This window comes from Nocardia asiatica NBRC 100129 (assembly GCF_000308415.1).
Taxonomy (GTDB): Bacteria; Actinomycetota; Actinomycetes; order Mycobacteriales; family Mycobacteriaceae; genus Nocardia; species Nocardia asiatica.
The window spans coordinates 1-17,890 of record NZ_BAFS01000014.1 but is presented as its reverse complement, the minus strand read 5'-3'; the positions used below and the strand labels follow the sequence as shown (position 1 = coordinate 17,890).

Below are 17,890 nucleotides of genomic sequence, written 5' to 3'. Positions count from 1 at the left end.
CGTTGCGAGGACTCGTGGTTGAACCCCCTGTCGGCGTCCGGACAGCCCCGGGCCGCACCCCTTGTCGCTACGAGCGACCACCCGCCGAGAGGCGCTTGTGGGACGTCGACACCCCCGCGTCGGCGTCCGGACAACCCCGGGCCGCACCCCTCGTCGCTACGAGCGACCACCCGCCGAGAGGCGCTTGTGGGACGTCGACCACGGTTGCGACACCGCACGGTGTCCGAGCTCGCAGCGCCGCCGGGTTCCTCGCGAACCCGGCGGCGCTGTCATTTCTCCCGCAACCAGTACGCCGGTCAGGCCCGAGGGAACCTGGTCGAGGGCTCCTCGCGTTTTCGCGCGGCCAGGTGCGGCTGGTGTGAGCAAGGCGTCGGCTATGAGTCGGCATAAATGACAACGCTGTGTGTGTAGTCACAGGGGCACACCGGATCGTCGTCGGCGCCGTTGCAGCGCTCGGTGAGATGGACCAGCACGCTTGTGCCATCGGGGCGGGTCAGGGTCCACAACCACGGCTGTGGCTCGGCACCGAAGCTACAGAGGACATCGGCGGCATATCGCGCCGCGAGCAGGGCGACGAACTCCGGACCGTCCATCGCGCCCTTCTCCGGCGACGCGGCATCGGCACTGATCGAGAACGTCGCCGCGAAATCTCCACCGACTCGACCGTGTGTGCAGAAGACCGTGAAGGGGCTGTCCCGGTGGTCGTCTCGAAGCGCCGCGTCCACCAGGTCGTTGCTGCTGACGAAGATGTCCTGCCCGGGGACGCCGAAGCATTCCCGCAGGAAGGTGCGGAGTTCAGTCGTATCGAGAGGTCGAGTGCACAGTCCGTCACACACGAACACTCGAAAAGCGTACGCAGTCGGCTGGGCCGACTCGTACCTGCGCTGCGGCGGCGGGAATGGTGCGGGAGGATGCGTCATATGGCGTCGCAGGACGGAACGTTGCACCGCAGGCTCGGGCTCACCGATTCGGTTGTCATCGGGTTGGGGGCGATGGTGGGGGCGGGAATTTTCGCGGCGCTGGCGCCTGCGGCGGCTTCGGCCGGAAGCTGGTTGCTGGTGGCGCTCGCGGTGGCAGCGCTGCTGGCGTACTGCAACGCGATGTCGTCGGCGCGGCTGGCGGCGCTATATCCCGTATCCGGTGGGACGTATGTGTACGGACGAGAGCGGCTGGGACCGTTCTGGGGATATCTCGCCGGGTGGGGATTCGTCGCCGGGAAGACGGCCTCGTGCGCGGCGATGGCGCTCACCGTCGGTAGCTATGCCTGGCCCGAACAGGCACATGCCGTGGCGGTCGGGACAGTGGTGGGGATCACCGCCGTGAACTACACCGGCGTGCAGAAGTCGGCGTTCGCCACGCGGGTGATCGTCGCGCTGGTGCTCGCGGTGCTGGCCGTGGTGATCGTGATCGGCCTGACCGGAACGCACACGGCGGCAACGGTCTTGCCCGACCGGATCGGTCTGCTTGACGTGCTCACCGCGGCGGGATTGCTGTTCTTCGCGTTCGCGGGATACGCCCGCATCGCCACGCTCGGTGAGGAGGTGCGCGAACCGCACCGCACCATTCCCCGTGCCGTCATGGTCGCGCTCGCCATCGCCCTCGCGGTCTACACGCTGGTGGCGGTCGCGACGCTGAGCGTGCTCGGCTCGGCCGGGCTGGCCCAGGCCACCGACCCACTGGCGCGAATGGTGAGCGCGGCGGGCGTTCCCGCGGCCGCCCCGGTGGTGCGGATCGGCGCGGTGCTCGCGGCGGCCGGATCGCTGCTCGCATTGGTCCTTGGCGTATCGCGCACGGTGCTCGCCATGGCACGGGACCGCTATCTGCCCGGCGCGCTCGCCGCCGTGCATCCGCGGTTCGGCGTGCCGCATCGCGCCGAACTGGTGGTAGGAGCGATCGTCGCCGTGGTCGCCGCACTCTTCGATCTGCGCGCGGCCATCGGATTCTCCTCGTTCACCGTGCTCTTCTACTACCTGATCGCCAACCTCTGCGCCGCCACGCTGACCGCCGAGGAGAATCGCCCGCCCCGGTGGATACCCGTGGTCGGTGCGGTGGGTTGCGTGGTCGTCGGGTTCTCCCTGCCCCTCGGCTCCGTCCTCGCGGGGCTCGGCGCGCTCGCACTCGGCGCGGCGGTATACGCACTGGGTAGGCGTTACCGCCGATGACGCCGAAGTCCACCAACCACATTGCGCTTACCACTCGACAGCGCGCCGGCGCGGACGCCGGTCGACTCGTCCCGCGCGACCGCTTCCCGCGCATGACGACTCGACGAGCAGCCCGGCCTGCGTTCGTCTCGCGCTGGATCGAACGTCCAGTCCCCCGCCTGTTGACGGCCTGAACAGGCGAAAGGACGCTAGCCTTCTGCCTATGGGGCGTTTCGGTGGATTCCTGGCGGGAATCGCGGCGGTTTCGCTGGTGGCGGGCAATCTCTTCGCCCCGCATGCGGTCGCCGCGCCCGGCGATCAGGTGCGGTGCGCCGTCACTTCAGGTCGTGACCTGGAGCGGGCGGCGCCGGAACAGGTCGGGCTGGATTCCGCGAAGCTGCGAGACGCGATGACGCTCGCGGCCGGACGAAACCGCTTCAACGTGCAGGTGTTCCGGCACAACTGCCTGATCGGCGAGGGGCTGACGAACGACCAGACCGGCGATGTGGCGTGGAACATCTGGAGTTCGACCAAGAGCGTCGTCTCCTTGCTGGCCGGAATCGCCTGGGATCAGGGCAAGCTCGACCTCGGCGCACCGATCGACCGCTACCTGCCCGCGGGCCTCGGTGACGCGGAACACCGGTCGATCACCGTCGAGAACCTGCTCACCGAGACCTCCGGCATGCGGGTGGGCGTGCTGACCGAGGGTGTCACCGGCGTGATCCCGATCGACCCGGACAGCCCGGTGCAGGCGCTCGGCGTGCCGCTGGACAATCCGCCCGGCACCGTCTTCACCTACAGCCAGCGCAACGTCGACCTGCTGGCCTACGTGCTGGAACTGGCCGTCGGCGAACCTCTGCAACAGTTCGCGCAGCGCGAATTGTTCGCTCCGCTCGGCATTCTCCGCGGCGACTACTACTGGGCCCGCGACCGCTCCGGGCACACCTACGGCTACGCGCACCTGATGATCCCGCCGAACGACTTCGCGAAGCTGGGTCTGCTGGTGAGCAACGACGGACGGTGGGGCGAACAGCAGATCGTCTCCCTCGACTACCTGCGGAAGGCACGCACGCCCTCGCCTGCGAACGAGTGCTACGGATACCTGTTCTGGCTCGGCAGCGGTTGCGCCGAGATCGCGGACTACCTGCCCGACGACGTGTACGCGATGGCGGGGCTCGGGTTGCAGAACGTCTTCGTCATTCCGAGTCTGGATCTGACGGTGGTGTGGACCGGCGTCTTCGGCAACCGCAGCGGCCAGGGCGTTTCCGGAGTCGTGCAGAACACGCAGGAATTGCCTTACGAATTCTTCCGCAAGGTGTTCGACGCGTTCTACGACCGGCCGGTGCCCGACCCGGGCCCGTACGTCGAACCGCCCTTGCGGCTGGACCCGCGGCGCTTCGTCGACACGGACATCCTGATCGCGGTGTTCGGCATCGGCCCCGCTGCCTATCCGGGCTGCAATGTCTTCTCGTGCCTGAACCAGCCGCTCGCACCGCCGTTCGCGGATACCCCGCCGGGTTGCGCGATCATCGCCTGCCTCGGTACCGACCCGCGCACCCCGGGCATCCGCTGAGCGAGGCTGCGTGCACTAACGGGCGGTGGACAAGTTCGTGACCCAGCCGTGCACGCTGTCGGAGCGCAGTGCCGCGCTATGACGTTTGCGCAGCGCCTGGGAGATCGGGCCGGGCACACCGTTCGCGACCACGCGGCCGTCCACCTCGACGACCGGCGCCGCGCCTGCCGACGTTCCGGTCACGAAGACTTCGTCGGCGATGTACAACTCGGTGAGGTCGACGGTGCGTTCCACCACCGGGATGCCGTCTTCGGCCGCCAGGGTGAGCACGGTCCTGCGATTGATGCCGTCGAGGATGTCGCAGGAGACGTCCGGGGTGATCAGCGTGCCGTTGCGGACCAGGAAGATGTTCGCCGCGCTGAGTTCGCAGACGTGCCCGTTCCCGTCGAGGAAAACGCAATCGTCGTAGCCGCTGTCGATCGCGTCCTGTTTGGCCAGCACCGAATTCACATACGCCCCGTTGACTTTGGCGCGGGAGGGAATCGCGTTGTCGGGAATGCGCCGCCAAGGGCTGGACTTCAGACGCATGCCGTCCTGCGGGACGATCGGCACCGCGTCGTAGACGAAAATGCTGACCTGGATCGCACAGCCCCGCACCCGGGTGCCCGGAATCGACTCGACCACGTGCACCGTCGCCCGCACGAAGACGTCCTCGCTCGGGGCGTTCGCCGCGATCAGTTCCACGACGGCCGCACGGAACCGCTCGAAATCCCATTCCGAAGCGAACCGGTCGATCCCGATGATCTTGCAGGACTCCTCGAGCCTGCGGAAATGGTCGTCCAAACGGAATGCCGTCCGCGCTGCCCCATCCACGTGCACCGGGAAGACGGTGTAGACGCTGAGCCCGTACAGCACCGCCGACGATGCGACGCTCACCGTGGCAGCGTCCGCCGCCACGATCCGGTCGCCGAGATACACCTGAGGATAAGGATGAGCCATCGGCGCAGGCTAACAGCCGCGCCGTCCGCCGAGCCAGGCGATTTCCCGGCCGGGACAGATCAGTCGTAGTGCTTGCCGACCTTGGCAATCCAAAGCGCATCGTCCACAACCCGATACACGATGCGATGTTCCTGCGTGATCCGACGTGACCAGTACCCCGCCAGGTCATGCTTCAACGGCTCGGGCTTACCGATGCCTTCGAAGGGATCGGTCAGGATCGCTTTGATCAGGACATTGACCTTCTTCAGCACAAACCGGTCGCGCTGCAGCCACGCCGAGTATTCATCCCAAGCGGACTCGGAGAAAACGACCTTCATTCGATGAGGTCGCGTTCGACGCCGCCCCCACCTTCCAGCTCCTGAATCGATCGGCGTAGGCGAGCCCCGTCGCGCCCGCTCAACAACTCAACGGTTGTCATCAGCGAGTCGTAATCTTCTTTGGACATCAGCACAGCGTTCCCCCCTTTCGACACGATCTCGATCGTGTCGTGATCCTCGTTGACCTTCCTGACCAGGGGGAAGAGATTCTTCCGCGCTTCGCTCGCGGTAATCGCCGCAGCCATGATTCCTCCCAGCCAGTAGTACGATATATGGTACCACTCTTTCGGCCCGTCCGCTCAGCGTTCCGCCAGACGGCCCGCGCGCGCCTTCCCTGGTCCGGGAATGGCGAACGGGCCGCGGGAATCCCGCGGCCCGTTCGAAGGGGGAAGTCCTCAGCGGTTGCTGAGCAGCACCTCGGCGATCTGGATCGTGTTGAGGGCGGCTCCCTTGCGCAGGTTGTCACCGGAGATGAACAGCGCGAGCCCGCGGCCGTCCGGCACACCCGGGTCCTGCCGGATGCGTCCGACGAGCGAATCGTCGATGCCCGCGGCGGCCAGCGGCGTGGGCACGTCGACCAGCTTGACGCCCGGGGCCTTGGCCAGAATCTCCTTGGCGTGCTCGGCCGAGAGCGGTTCGGCGAATTCGGCGTTGATCGACAGGGAGTGACCGGTGAAGACGGGTACGCGCACGCAGGTGCCACTGACCGCCAGATCCGGCAGGCCGAGGATCTTGCGGCTCTCGTTGCGCAGCTTCTGGTCCTCGTCGGTCTCGCCGGAGCCGTCGTCGACCAGCGAACCGGCCAGCGGAAGCACGTTGAACGCGATCGGAGCGACGTACTTGTTCGGCGCGGGGAAGTCCACGGCGCGGCCGTCGTGGGTCAGCCGCTCGGCGTCGTCGATCACCGCGCGGGCCTGGGTCGCCAGTTCTTCGACACCGGCCAGGCCGCTGCCGGAGACCGCCTGGTAGCTCGACACGATCAGCCGGCGCAGACCGGCGATGTCGTGCAGCGGCTTGAGCACCGGCATGGCCGCCATGGTGGTGCAGTTCGGGTTCGCGATGATGCCCTTGACCAGGTTGCGGGTCTGCTCCGGGTTCACCTCGCTGACCACCAGCGGGACCTCGGGGTCCTTGCGCCACGCCGAGGAGTTGTCGATCACCGTGACACCCGCCGCGGCGAAACGCGGCGCTTGCACGCGGGACATGGTGGCGCCCGCGGAGAACAACGCGATGTCCAAACCGGACGGATCCGCGGTCTCGGTGTCCTCGACCACGATCTCCCGGCCGCGCCAGGGCAGCGTCTTGCCCGCCGAACGCGCGGACGCGAAGAAGCGCACCTCGTCGGCCGGGAAGTTGCGCTCGTCCAGCAGTTTGCGCATGACGGCGCCGACCTGTCCGGTCGCGCCGACGACTCCTACGCGAATTCCCATGCCCTATCGCCCCGTTCCGGCGTGGACCACCGCGACCTCGTCGCCGCCGAGGTCGAACGCCTTGTGCAGCACCTGGACCGCCTCGTCCAGCTCGGTGTCCTTGACCAGCACGGAGATCCGGATCTCCGAGGTGGAGATGAGGTCGATGTTCACACCCGCGTTGGCCAGCGCCTCACAGAAGGTGGCGGTGACGCCGGGGTGGCTCTTCATACCCGCGCCGACCAGCGACACCTTGCCGATGTGGTCGTCGTAGAGCACCTGCGAGAAGCCGATCTCGGCCTGGCGCTTGGTCAGCATCTCGACCGCGCGGGCGCCTTCGGACTTGGGCAGCGTGAAAGTGATGTCGGTCTTGCCGGTCTCGATCTTCGAGATGTTCTGCAGGACCATGTCGATGTTGATCTCGGCGTCGGCCACGGCGCGGAACACCTTGGCGGCATAACCCGGTTCGTCCGGCAGCCCGACCACGGTCACCTTGGCCTCGCTGCGGTCGTGCGCGACGCCAGTGAGGATTGCTTGCTCCAAGGGGATGTCCTCCATCGATCCGTAAACGTAGGTGCCCTGCTTGTCGGTGTAGGACGAGCGCACATGCACGGGCACGTTGTAGCGGCGGGCGTATTCGACGCAGCGCAGCATCAGCACCTTGGCGCCGCAGGCCGCCAGTTCCAGCATCTCCTCATAGGAGACCTGCTCGAGCCGCTGCGCGTCGGGCACGATCCGCGGGTCGGCGGTGAAGACGCCGTCCACGTCGGTGTAGATCTCGCAGACGTCCGCGCCCAGCGCGGCGGCCAGTGCGACGGCCGTGGTGTCCGAACCGCCGCGGCCGAGGGTGGTGACGTCCCGGCTGTCCTGGCTCACGCCCTGGAAACCTGCGACCAGCACCACGAGGCCTTCGTCCAGCGCGGCGCGCACGCGGCCCGGGGTGACGTCGATGATCTTCGCGTTGCCGTGCGCGCCCGTGGTGATCACCCCGGCCTGCGAGCCGGTGAACGAGCGGGCCTCGGCGCCGAGGGAGTGGATGGCCATGGCGACCAGCGCGTTGGAGATGCGCTCACCGGAGGTGAGCAGCATGTCCATCTCGCGGGCGGGCGGCGACGGCGCCACCTGCTGAGCGAGATCGAGCAACTCGTCGGTGGTGTCGCCCATGGCGGAGCAGACGACCACCACATCGTGGCCCTGCTTCTTGGTCTCCACGATCCGTTCAGCGACGCGCCGGATCCGCTCGGCGGTCGCCACCGAGGATCCTCCGTACTTCTGAACCACGAGAGCCACGACAGGGTCCTCCAAGATCGACAACAAACTGGTAACAGTCATTCAGACTACCGGCCGAGGCCAGCGGTTTTGCCGCTACCTACCCGGCTTGTGGAAAAACCCACAGCCGCATCCGATCCCGATCGCACCGCGCGCACCGTCCCGGATGGGGGACGATGGGCGCATGAAGAGCACGCTGCTCGAGGTGCGGACGGGCCACGGTGAAGTGGTACAGGACATCACGCCGCAATGCGCGACCTTCGTGCGCTCGGCGGGCGGCGACGGGCTGCTGCACGTCTTCGTGCCGCATGCCACCGCCGGGATCGCGATCATGGAACTCGGCGCGCGCAGCGACGACGACCTGCTGGCCGCACTGCGCGATCTACTGCCCGCCGACGACCGGTGGCGGCACGCCCACGGCTCCCGCGGACACGGGCGCTCGCATGTGATGCCCGCGCTGATCGCGCCGTACGCGACGGTCCCGGTGCTGGGCGGCAGACTCGCGCTGGGCACCTGGCAGTCGATCGCGCTGGTGGATCTCAACGTCGACAACCCCGACCGGCAGGTGCGGTTGTCGTTTCTCACCGACGCGGGCTGACCCGGTCCGGTCGATTCCCGCCCGGGGGCGGCGGCCTGCGGACGACAGCAGCGTCTCGCAGCCGCCTCGGCCGAGCGGACCCGGCGCCCGCTCACGCCCGGGTGAACCAGCTGACCTGGACTCCACCGCCTACTTCGGCGCGCCGGGTCGGCCGGAACAGCGTCGGACGGAACTCGCCCGCGAAACCGGGCACGCCGGCGCCCGCGACAACCGGGTAGCTCTTGATCACCAGTTCATCGATTTCCTCCAGTAGCGCGGCGGCGAACTTGCCGCCGCCCGCCAGCCAGATGTCCAGACCGCTCTGCTGCTTCAGTTCGCGGACCAGCCCGACCGGGTCGCGCTCGACCAGTTCGACGGACGGGTCATCGATCCGGCCGAGCGTGCTGGACACCACGTACTGCTTCATATGGGCATACGGGCTGGTCACGCCGATGGCGAGGGCTGGGTCGTAGGTGCCCCGGCCCATCACCAGCGTGTCGAATTTCCGGTTCGGCGCGTCCGCGGCGATGCCGACGTGCGGCCGGACGTGGGTGGGCAGCGTCTCCGGGTACTCGGCGCGCAGCCATTCCCACATTTCGTCGGAGAGCGGGTAGAAGTCGAGTTCACCATTCGGGCCCGCGATGTAGCCGTCGAGGGAGAGACCGACGAAATAGACAAGTTTTCGCATGCGGAATCCTTTCGAAATCAACGACGGGGTCAGGCCCGCTCGAACCAGGTGACCTGCGCGCCGTTGCCGAACTCCGTGCGCCGCGCCGGGGCGAACAAGGTGGGCCGGAACGCGCCGGAGAACGCGGATATGCCGCTGCCCGCGACGACCGGATAGCTCTTGATGATCATCTCGTCGATCTCGCCGAGCAGCTCGGCCGCGAGTTTGCCGCCGCCGGCGAGCCAGATGTCCCCGCCTTCGGCCTGCTTCAGGCTCCGCACGAGCCCGAGCGGATCGCGCTCGACCAGTTCGACGGCCGGGTCATCGATCCGGCCGAGCGTGCTGGACACCACGTACTGCTTCATGTGCGTGTACGGGCTGGTCGCACCATCGGCCACGCCGGGCTCGTAGGTGCCGCGCCCCATCACGACGGTGTCGCACCGTTTGTTCGGCTCGTCCACCGCCATGCCCACGCCCTGACGCAGATGAGTGGGGATGAATTCGGGATATTCGCCGATGCTCCAGGCCGTCATCTCGGCGTCCCACGGGTAGAAGTCGTACTGCCCCTCCGGGCCCGCGATGTAGCCGTCCAGCGACACGCCCACGTAGTAGACCAGTTTTCGCATACCGTTACCGCCCAACTCGTTGTACTCTGCATGTAGTGATTTGAAAGTAGTACTACGAATGGAGTGGTGTCAAGTGCGGACCAACCCGGAACGTCGGCAAGCGCTGGTCGACGCCGCGATCGAAGTCCTCGCCCGCGACGGCGCGCGCGGACTGACCTTCCGCGCGGTGGACAAGGAGGCCGCCGTACCGGCGGGCACGGCATCGAACTACTTCGCCAACCGCGACGACTTGCTGACCCAGGCGGGCCGCCGTTTCTACGAGCGGCTACAGCCGAGTGAGGCCACCGTGGCCAAGCTGACCGGGGGGCCGAAGACCCGCGCCAACATCATCGAGTTGATGCGCGAGACGGTCGGACGCATCGAGGCGTTCCGCACCGGCTACCTGGCACTGCTGGAACTGCGCCTGGAGGCGACGCGGCGGCCCGAGTTGCGCGCGGTGCTCACCGCCCGGGTGCGCGAGGACATCGAGTACAACGTGCGCAATCACCTGGAGGCCGGCCTGCCGGGCGACGAGAAGTCGGTATTGCTGCTCTACCTCGCGTTGAACTGGCTGATCGTCGATCGGCTCACGCTCCCCGAGGTGTTCACCGAGGAGCAGAGCCAGGAATTGATCGAAACCGCGGTCGAGCGCGTCATCGGCACGCGGGACTGAACCGGACCCGCCGCACTTGCCGCGAGTGGTTGTGACGCGCAGCACTGCCGTTCGATAATGGGGCGATGATGGCACATGTAGGAGATCGACTCTGCGTGCACGGGCATGTGGTGGGAGAAGTGGATCACCTGGCCGAGATCATCGAGGTCCGCGGACCGGACGGGACGCCACCGTACGTGGTGCGGTTCGCCGACGGTCACGAGTCGCTGGTGTATCCAGGGCCCGACGCGATCGTGGAGCCCGCCGCGTCGGAATGAACGTCTCGCCGGGTGCGAGCGGAGGCGGCGCCTTCGCTCGCGCCCGGCGCTAGCCGACGAGCTACGTCCGACCGCGCGGGTCAGGCGCGTCGCCTGGCGCAGCGGGTCAGCGCGAAGGCCAGGATCGCGGCGATCAGCACCCTGCTCGCGGATTCGATGATCGCGTTGACGTCCACGGCCGGGTGCCAGGTGAGTTCCCCGTCGCGCAGCACGAACGCGCCGACGGGCTTGGCGCCCACGCCGAACGCCGCGCCTTCGCCCGCGCCCTCTCCCTCGGGACCGTTCCCGGTACCACCGCCGCCACCACCACCGCCCCCGACCGAGGCGGCGGGAATGATCGTCGCCCCGCCGGATTCATAGGGTTCGCCGTATACCCGGCGCACCGTGATCGCGTCCCGTGTCTGCGCCAGCAGTTCGGCGTATTTCATGACAACCTCCCGACCGGACCGACGGCGTCGGATACCGACGATCATTCGGCTCCGATCGTAGGCGCGCGAGCCCCACTCGGCCCCTTCCTTCCATCCGGAAGATGTTCCCCAGGTTGCCGATCGCCGATCTCGACCAGATAACGGCACGTTTCCGGTTAGCCGAGAAACCGCGCGCCACAGTCAATTTGACGAACCGGACAAAACGCGGAGACAATCGGGCCGACTTGTCCATCCGGGGGTCGGAGGTATGCCATGCGCACCAAAACGGATATCCGATTCTTCGTCGACACCGATCCCGAACAGGTGATGGACGCTCTGACCGCGGTGGAATCCCTTCCGGAATGGTCGTCCTCCTACAGCGACGTGCGGGTCGCCACGCGCGACGCACGGCGCAGGCCGCGGCGCGTCTTTCTCGCGGCGGAGCTGCTGGGCAGCTCGGATCTGCAAGTACTGGAATACGATTGGACCGACGACCGGTCTTCCTGGATCGTCGCCGACAGCACCCGGGGCGTGCGGGGCGGCGGCTTTTTCGAGGTGTCCGACAGCGTGGACGGCACGCACGTCTGGTACCACGTCGAGCTGTATCTGCCCCTGCCGGTTCCCGGGTTTCTGCTCAAACGCACCTTCCGCAAGGCCAACGAAGTGGTCGTGGAGTGTTTCATCGATTTCGCCGAGCGGTTCCCCGAGAGCGAGACATATCAACACATCTAGCCGCGGCACTGTGCTCTGCGCGAAATCGGCGGCCGAGCGCGGCAGCGAACCGGCGCCGATCCGGTCGGGGTGCGACGATGAGCGCATGATCGGTTCCAAACGAGTGCGGTTCCAGCCGATGGCCGAAGGCGCCTCGGTAACCCAGCTCGAATTGTTCTTCGACCTGGTGCTCGTCTTCGCGTTCACCATGGTCACCGGCTTGGTCGCGAACGAGACCAGCGCGAAGAACGCGCTGCGCGCGCTGCTGGTGCTCGCGGTGATGTGGTGGCTGTGGATCGCCTACTCGTGGCTGGGCAACGTGGTCCGCGCCGACGAGGGCTTCGCACGCGTCGCGATGTTCGCGGCCATGGGCGGCGCGTTCCTCGCCGCGCTCACCATCCCGGAGGCGTTCGACGACGCGCCGGGCGGCTGGTTCGGGCCACTGGTCTTCGCCATCGCCTACCTGGTCGTGCGATTGGTGCACCTCGGAATCTTCTGGCTGGCCAGCGCCGAGGACCCACAGTTGCGCAACCAGCTGCTGCGCTGGGCGCTCGGTTCGATCACCCTCGGCACCACGCTGCTGGTCGTCGCCGCGCTGACCACCGGCAGGGTGCAGATCGCGCTGTGGATCGCCGCGATCGCGGGCGACTACCTGTGGACGCTGTTCGCCGGTACCGATTGGCGGCTGAATTCGGCCAGGCATTTCATCGAGCGCTACGGGCTGATCATCATCGTCGCGCTCGGTGAATCGATCGTCTCGATCGGCATCGGGGTGGCCGGGCTGCCGATCTCCTGGCCGATCGCGCTCGCCTCGCTGCTCGGTCTCGCCGTCTCCGGTCTGCTGTGGTGGGCGTACTTCGACGTCGCGGCCTTGGCGGTGGAGCACGAACTCGTCCATGCCGAAGGCAGGCGGCAGATCAAGATCGCGCAGGGTTCCTACACCTTCTGGCACTTCCCGATGATCGTCGGGATCATCGCGCTATCGCTGGGGCTGAAGAAGGTTCTCTACTACGTCGGGGACTCCGCGGAGCACACCCTGAAGGACGCGCTGTACGGGATTCCGCTCTACGCCCTCTACGGCGGCGTCGCGCTGTATCTGATCGCCCTGATCGGGTTCAAGCACTTCGCCACGGGCGCCGTCACGGTGCCGCGGGTCATCGCCGTGGTGGTGCTGCTGGCGCTCATCCCGGTGGCGTGCGCCCTGCCCGCACTGGCGTCGCTGGCGCTGCTGTGCCTGGTGCTGGTCGCGCTGATCACTTGGGAGACCGTGCGTTTGGCGCAGCCGCGGGACGCGATCAGGCACGCGGTAGCCGATTGACGCGCTGCCGCACGCAGTCCTCGTCGGGCGTGCGGCCGTACGCGGACGGCGGCACCCGGACACCGTCGCGGACCGCGTCACGGATCTGATCGATGTTCTCCCGCAACATATCCGAGACGAGTTCGTCGGTGCGCGGATCTTCCAGCACCTGGAACACGATGCGGAAGCTGGTGTCGGCGATCAGCCGGATGATCTCGTCGTGGAACGGGATGTAGCGCACCCGGCCCGCCTGCGGGTCCTTCTTGATCAACTCCAGGATCATCTCGTCCAGCTCGGCGCGGTTCTCCTCCAGAGCGGCCGCGATATTGCGGGTGTAGTGCCCGGTGCGCAGCACCTGCGCCACCTCGTCCATCACCGCGATCGTCATCGGACGGCGGATGGTGTCGACGATGGTCGCCACGAACCGGTTCACGACGGCGGCCGTCACCCGGTCCCCGAACAGGCGGTCGGCGACCCGGGCGAGCCGCACGACGATCACCACGATCCGCAACAGCCGGAAGCCGCGGAAGAACGGGCTGGTCACCGGGATCATGCCGACGACCTCGTACCAGTAGACGAACGGGAAGGTCCACGGCCAACCCGCGCGGCGCCAACGCCACAGGAACTCGGCCGCGAACACCGCGCACAGCGCCCAGTCCACGACCACGATCACCTGATAGGTGCGCCCGGAGACCGGGAAGAAGGTGATCCAGCCCACCAGCGCCACCGAGACGACGGCCAGCGCGAGCATCACGAAATCGGTCCACAGCATCGGCGGCTTGCGCGGATAATCCTGCGACTGTTGCGGTTCCCGCAGACCGTATCTGTCGACGGACGACTTCTCGATGCCCGAGCTGGGACTGGGAGCGGACACTGCGGATCCCTTCGACGCCGAACGGTGCCGCCGACATTAGTACGCGGAAAGCATGCTCGGCACGGTTGGCGATAGCTCGGCAGCAGCGCCGAAATCACACCAGGCTCGGCTGTCCCCAGTCCTCGGCCGGCGTGGCCAAGGCCAGGAACCCGCTCACCCGGCGAACGATCGGTCAGCGACCGGCGCGAACGATCGCCTCGATATTGCGTTCGGCCAGCGCGGCGATGGTGAGCGACGGATTGACCGTTCCGGTGCTGCCGGGTATCGCGGCGCCGTCCATCACGTAGAGGCCGGGATGACCGTGCACCCGGCCGTGGCCGTCGGTGGCCCGACCCAGCACCGCTCCCCCGAGCGGATGCGCGGTGAACAGCGCGTTCGCGTCATAGCCGAGAGCGCTGTATTCGACCAGGGCGTCCGCTCGTTCGGCGATCCGGCGATCGACCGCCCTTGCCGCGGCCACGGTGTCGTCCCGGTTCCTGGTCGACCAGCTCAGCCCGACCCGGTTGGTGGCCCGGTCGTAGCCGAACCGGGTGCGGGCCGGGTCGAGCACCATGCCGAGCGAGGCGAGCGCGCCGGTCTCGAACGGGATCCCCGGGATGTACCAGCTCTCCAGGGTCAGCGGCACGCCGGACTCGTCGAAGATCCGGCTCGCGCTCGGCACGCCTTGGCCGTGACCGGCCAGCGCGCTGGCGCCCCGGGCGAGCACCACGTCACCGTTGGTGCCCCAGCCGTCGCCGACATGTTCGTTCAGGTTCGGCAAGGCGCCGGTGGCCTGGGCGCGCACCAGCAGTTCGGAGGTGCCGATCGAGCCCGCGCCGAGGAAGAGCCGATCACAGGTGAGGGTGCGGGTACCGAGTACCGCGCCGGTCGGCGACAGCTTCGCCACGGTGACCGCGTAGCGGCCGCCGGACTCCTGCGCGATGGCGTCCACCCGGTGGCCGGGGAAGACCCCGCACCGGCCGGTGCCCTGCGCATACGCCAAGTAGTTCTGGTTCAAGTCGAACTTCGCGCCGTTGGAGTTGCCCAGGTTGCTCCTGGCCGCGGTGGCCGAAGCCCTTGTCGCGCCGGCGAGTTCGCCGCGCAGGATGTCCCAGTTGAAGATCGAGTCGTTCGCCTGCGGTTGGTAGCCGGCCTTGCGAACTTGGTCGTCCCAGGCGCGGGAATGCGCGAACGGGGAGGAGTTGTAGATGTCCGCCGGCATCGGGCTCAACCGCAGCATGTCCCGCACGCGCGGGTAGTAGACGCGTTCCATCTCGCCGTAGTCGACGGTGCCGCCGAAGACGTGATCGAAGAAGCGGCGCTGCGGCGCGATCATGGCTCCACTGAAGATCACCGAACCGCCGCCGACCGCGGCCGCGCGCCAGACATCGATGCCCGGGTACTCGGTGCAGTCCAGCACGCCGCCGAAACTGGCGAACTGCATGGGCACCTTGGTGACGCCGGTGAACTGGGTGCGGTGCCAGAAGCCGCGGCCGTCGGGCAGGTCGTCGCCGGTGAAGATCTCCCGCCACGGGTCGTTCGGCCAGCGTGAACCGCGTTCCAGCACCGTGGTGGCGATCCCGGCCTCGGCCAGGCGCAGCGCGGACACCGCGGCGCCGAAGCCGGAGCCGACGACGATCGCGGGCGAGTGCTCCGGCGGATCGGGGATCGGGGCGAAGATCTCCGGCACCCAGGTGCGGAACAAACCCTCCCAAACCGGGTCGGCTGACGCCACGCTCGTCCCCGCCGTCGTTCCCACAGCACCGAGCAGGGCGGCCGTGCCCGCCGCCTTGAACAAGGCACGTCTACGCACCGGTCACCTTCCATCATCAGGCTTAGCGTGCGCAGATTACCGGTATTCCCGTTTTGTGAACAGATATCCGTTTTTGCTATCGACCGAACGGCAGCTCGTCCGGGCGGCAGGTCGCCCCGGGGGCCGGTAGCTGCAAGTCGACGAGATAGCGCTCGCGCAGCTTCCGGGTGCAGTCGTTGAGCGGCGTGTGCCCGTAACCGTCCTCGACGACGACCAGCCGGGCATTCACCAGTTCCTGCTGTGCGCGCCGAGCGTCGCGCAGCGGGGTCACCGGGTCGAATCGGTTGTTGACCAGCAGAGCCGGGGTGTCCGACCGCAGGATCCACGGCCCGGTGTACCGCTGGACGTATCCCTCCGGCGGGGACGACCAGGACGCGCAGGGCTGGCGCAGCGACAGCCAGAACGCGCCGTAGGTCGGGCTGACCTTCGCCAGATCCCCTGCCATCGCGGGCCATTGGCCGGAGTCACGCGGAAAGGCGTTGTCGGCGCAGGAGATCGCGATGAACGAGTCGAGGAAATCGTACGGCTGCTCGGTGGCCGCGAGGATCTGTCCCACGGCGACAGGGTCACCCGCCGGTCCGCGCTCCAGCTCGGCGAGCAGCCGGGCCAGGGCGGGCCAACCCTGCTCCGGGTCGTACAGCAGCAGCGCGTGCGACGAGAGCGCCTCGGCGTAGGTGACCGTTCGCGCCCGCTCGCCGGTCCCCACCACCAGGGGCGCCGCGCGAAGACGTTGCAGCACAGCGTCGTTGCGCGCCCGAAGATCGGCGGGGCGGACCGGATCGCCGGCGCCGCCCTGCGCCATGGCGTCGTTGCCGCCCGGCTGGGCGGCGAACGCGCAACCCGTCCGGCCCGCGTCCGCGCACAACCGCAAGAATTCGTCGAAGACCTCTTCGGTCCCGGCCGCGGCGCTCTCGATGGCGCTTCGCGTGTCGTTGGTGTAGGCGTTCGGGTCGATCATCGAGGCCAGGTGCAGCGCCCGTACCCGATCACCGAACAGCGCTCCGTACACCTGCCCCAGATAGCTCGCGTAGGACCCGCCTTCGTAGGTCAGTCGCGGATCGCCGACGGCTCGGCGCAGCAGGTCCAGGTCACGCGCGGCGTCGACGGTGGTCAGGTGCCCGAGCAACGCGCCGCCGTGCGCCGCGCAACCGGCGGCCAGCTCGCGGCTCGCGGTGTCGGCCGCGCGCTCCTGCTCGGGACCCACCGGCGGCAGCACCGTGCCGGACCAGAACCGGCGCTGCTGTTCGGCGTCCGCGAAACAGCGCACCTGGCCGCTGCGGCCGACGCCCCGCTGGTCGAAGGTGATCACATCGAAGCGGCGCGCGAGTTCGCCACCGAGCAGTTCCCCCTCCGCCGCCCAGCGCAGCCCCGAACCGCCCGGACCGCCGACGGCGGAGAACAGCGTGCCGATGCGCCGCTGCGGGTCGGTGGCCTCCTGACGCACCAACGCCAGCTCGAGGGCCGGGCCGTCCGGGTGCGCGTAGTCCACCGGCACCCGCGCGGTCGCGCAGTGGAACCTGTTCAGCTTCGGGTCCACGCAAGGCGCCCAGTCCAGCCGCGGCGTCGGTGCCGCGTCGGCCTGCGCGACCAGGTCCGCGACCGCCGATTCGTGTCGGCTCGGCGGCCCGCCACAGCCGCTCGTCGCGGGCAGCAGCGCGGCGAGGGCGGCGACGATGACGATCTTCCAGCTAGGCACGGCTCTCATCCTGAGCCCCGCGCCGGGCGGCCGTCGTCAGCCTGAGGACTGACATCCGACCCTGAGATTCCGGCGGCAGCACCTCGGCGCCCGGCAGCCGCCGTAGCCGTTCCTCGTCATAGGCCGGGCCGACGCTGTGTCGCATCGACCACAGCGGACGCTTCGCCGCAACGGCTCGAAGCCTCGGTGACGCCGGTACGGCAGCGTCAACGATGCCATCGGGCAGCCTGCTACGACGTCACCAAGCGGATCACCGCGATGAGGCCGACCACGACGATGACGGCCCGAAGCAGAGTCGGCGGCATCCGCCTGCCCAGCCGTGCGCCGAGCTGTCCGCCGAGGATCGAGCCCAGGGCGATCAGCACGACAGCCTGCCAGTCCACCTCCGCCACGACGATGAAGATCAGCGCCGAGACCGCGTTCACGATCAGGGCCAGCGCGTTCTTCACACCGTTGAGGCGCTGGATGTCGTCGTGCACGAAAACGCCGAGCAACCCGATCAGCAGCACGCCTTGGGCGGCGCCGAAGTACCCGCCGTAGACGCCCGCGGCGTAGATCGCGACGAACAGGATGGGGCCGCCGTGCTCCGGAACAGGCGCGCCGTCGTTCTCCCTGCGGCGCTTGACCCAGCTCGCCAGCCGCGGCTGTACGACGACCAGCACCAGTGCCACGACGATCAGGACGGG

The 17,890-nt window shown here is 68.1% G+C and carries 20 protein-coding genes; 7 read left to right on the top strand and 13 right to left on the bottom strand.

All coding sequences use genetic code 11. The features are described from left to right. Positions 1–374: 374 nt before the first annotated feature. A complete protein-coding gene (locus ON27_RS01695) occupies positions 375–842 on the bottom strand; it encodes a hypothetical protein (protein WP_043718294.1) in 468 nt (155 codons plus the stop codon). Positions 843–920: 78 nt separating this feature from the next. On the opposite strand from ON27_RS01695, the gene ON27_RS01690 reads away from it, so the two are divergent. Both ON27_RS01690 and ON27_RS01685 read left to right on the top strand, forming a co-directional pair. Beyond that, a complete protein-coding gene (locus ON27_RS01690; protein WP_043718291.1) occupies positions 921–2,162 on the top strand; it encodes an APC family permease in 1,242 nt (413 codons plus the stop codon). Positions 2,163–2,364: 202 nt separating this feature from the next. Further along, complete coding sequence (locus ON27_RS01685; RefSeq protein ID WP_043718288.1) at positions 2,365–3,714, top strand: serine hydrolase domain-containing protein; 1,350 nt, start codon at positions 2,365–2,367, stop codon at positions 3,712–3,714. Positions 3,715–3,729: 15 nt separating this feature from the next. On the opposite strand, the gene ON27_RS01680 is transcribed toward ON27_RS01685, so the two are convergent. The 5 genes from ON27_RS01680 to ON27_RS01660 form a co-directional block, all read right to left on the bottom strand. Then, positions 3,730–4,653 (bottom strand): aminotransferase class IV, encoded by a 924-nt coding sequence (locus tag ON27_RS01680; RefSeq protein WP_043718286.1) that lies wholly within the window; start codon positions 4,651–4,653, stop codon positions 3,730–3,732. A 59-nt stretch (positions 4,654–4,712) separates the two neighbouring features. Further along, entirely contained in the window at positions 4,713–4,970 is a 258-nt protein-coding gene (locus ON27_RS01675; protein WP_043718284.1) for a Txe/YoeB family addiction module toxin, read from the bottom strand. Then, positions 4,967–5,215: a type II toxin-antitoxin system Phd/YefM family antitoxin gene (locus ON27_RS01670; protein ID WP_043718282.1), complete on the bottom strand. Its 249-nt coding sequence runs from the start codon at positions 5,213–5,215 to the stop codon at positions 4,967–4,969. Before ON27_RS01670 ends, ON27_RS01675 begins: the two co-directional genes overlap by 4 nt. A 150-nt stretch (positions 5,216–5,365) precedes the next feature. Then, positions 5,366–6,400 carry an aspartate-semialdehyde dehydrogenase gene (locus ON27_RS01665; protein ID WP_043718279.1) on the bottom strand — a complete coding sequence of 345 codons (1,035 nt, stop codon included), beginning with the start codon at positions 6,398–6,400 and terminating at the stop codon, positions 5,366–5,368. A 3-nt stretch (positions 6,401–6,403) separates the two neighbouring features. Then, the gene (locus ON27_RS01660) at positions 6,404–7,669 is read right to left on the bottom strand and encodes an aspartate kinase (RefSeq protein ID WP_043718276.1); all 1,266 of its coding nucleotides are present in this window, start codon (positions 7,667–7,669) and stop codon (positions 6,404–6,406) included. A gap of 163 nt (positions 7,670–7,832) precedes the next feature. On the opposite strand from ON27_RS01660, the gene ON27_RS01655 reads away from it, so the two are divergent. Continuing rightward, positions 7,833–8,246, top strand: a complete 414-nt coding sequence (locus ON27_RS01655; protein ID WP_043718376.1) for a secondary thiamine-phosphate synthase enzyme YjbQ — start codon at positions 7,833–7,835, stop codon at positions 8,244–8,246. A gap of 91 nt (positions 8,247–8,337) precedes the next feature. Here ON27_RS01655 and ON27_RS01650 read toward each other — a convergent pair whose 3' ends face one another. Then, a complete protein-coding gene (locus tag ON27_RS01650) occupies positions 8,338–8,913 on the bottom strand; it encodes a dihydrofolate reductase family protein (protein ID WP_043718273.1) in 576 nt (191 codons plus the stop codon). A gap of 29 nt (positions 8,914–8,942) precedes the next feature. Beyond that, a complete protein-coding gene (locus ON27_RS01645) occupies positions 8,943–9,518 on the bottom strand; it encodes a dihydrofolate reductase family protein (protein WP_043718271.1) in 576 nt (191 codons plus the stop codon). 58 nt (positions 9,519–9,576) lie between these two features. Here ON27_RS01645 and ON27_RS01640 point away from each other — a divergent pair, with 58 nt between their 5' ends. After that, the gene (locus tag ON27_RS01640; RefSeq protein WP_051046122.1) at positions 9,577–10,170 is read left to right on the top strand and encodes a TetR/AcrR family transcriptional regulator; all 594 of its coding nucleotides are present in this window, start codon (positions 9,577–9,579) and stop codon (positions 10,168–10,170) included. Positions 10,171–10,235: 65 nt separating this feature from the next. Then, entirely contained in the window at positions 10,236–10,427 is a 192-nt protein-coding gene (locus ON27_RS41030; protein ID WP_083887325.1) for a DUF1918 domain-containing protein, read from the top strand. Between the two features lie 80 nt (positions 10,428–10,507). Here the strand turns inward: ON27_RS41030 and ON27_RS01635 are convergent, their stop codons facing one another. Next, the gene (locus ON27_RS01635) at positions 10,508–10,855 is read right to left on the bottom strand and encodes a spore germination protein GerW family protein (RefSeq protein ID WP_043718374.1); all 348 of its coding nucleotides are present in this window, start codon (positions 10,853–10,855) and stop codon (positions 10,508–10,510) included. Between the two features lie 252 nt (positions 10,856–11,107). Between ON27_RS01635 and ON27_RS01630 the strand changes: the two genes are divergently transcribed. Both ON27_RS01630 and ON27_RS01625 read left to right on the top strand, forming a co-directional pair. Next, positions 11,108–11,566 carry an SRPBCC family protein gene (locus ON27_RS01630; RefSeq protein WP_043718265.1) on the top strand — a complete coding sequence of 153 codons (459 nt, stop codon included), beginning with the start codon at positions 11,108–11,110 and terminating at the stop codon, positions 11,564–11,566. Positions 11,567–11,651: 85 nt separating this feature from the next. Further along, complete coding sequence (locus ON27_RS01625; protein WP_043718370.1) at positions 11,652–12,863, top strand: low temperature requirement protein A; 1,212 nt, start codon at positions 11,652–11,654, stop codon at positions 12,861–12,863. Here the strand turns inward: ON27_RS01625 and ON27_RS01620 are convergent. The 4 genes from ON27_RS01620 to ON27_RS01605 form a co-directional block, all read right to left on the bottom strand. Further along, complete coding sequence (locus ON27_RS01620; RefSeq protein ID WP_245559746.1) at positions 12,841–13,716, bottom strand: ion transporter; 876 nt, start codon at positions 13,714–13,716, stop codon at positions 12,841–12,843. The genes ON27_RS01625 and ON27_RS01620 overlap by 23 nt on opposite strands. Positions 13,717–13,888: 172 nt before the next feature. Continuing rightward, positions 13,889–15,508: a GMC oxidoreductase gene (locus ON27_RS01615; protein WP_043718262.1), complete on the bottom strand. Its 1,620-nt coding sequence runs from the start codon at positions 15,506–15,508 to the stop codon at positions 13,889–13,891. Between the two features lie 76 nt (positions 15,509–15,584). Next, on the bottom strand, positions 15,585–17,213 hold the full coding sequence (locus ON27_RS01610) for an alpha/beta hydrolase (protein ID WP_043718259.1): 1,629 nt from the start codon (positions 17,211–17,213) through the stop codon (positions 15,585–15,587). A gap of 221 nt (positions 17,214–17,434) precedes the next feature. Beyond that, positions 17,435–17,890 (bottom strand): sulfite exporter TauE/SafE family protein (locus ON27_RS01605; RefSeq protein ID WP_043718257.1); only part of this gene is annotated, 456 nt, incomplete at its 5' end.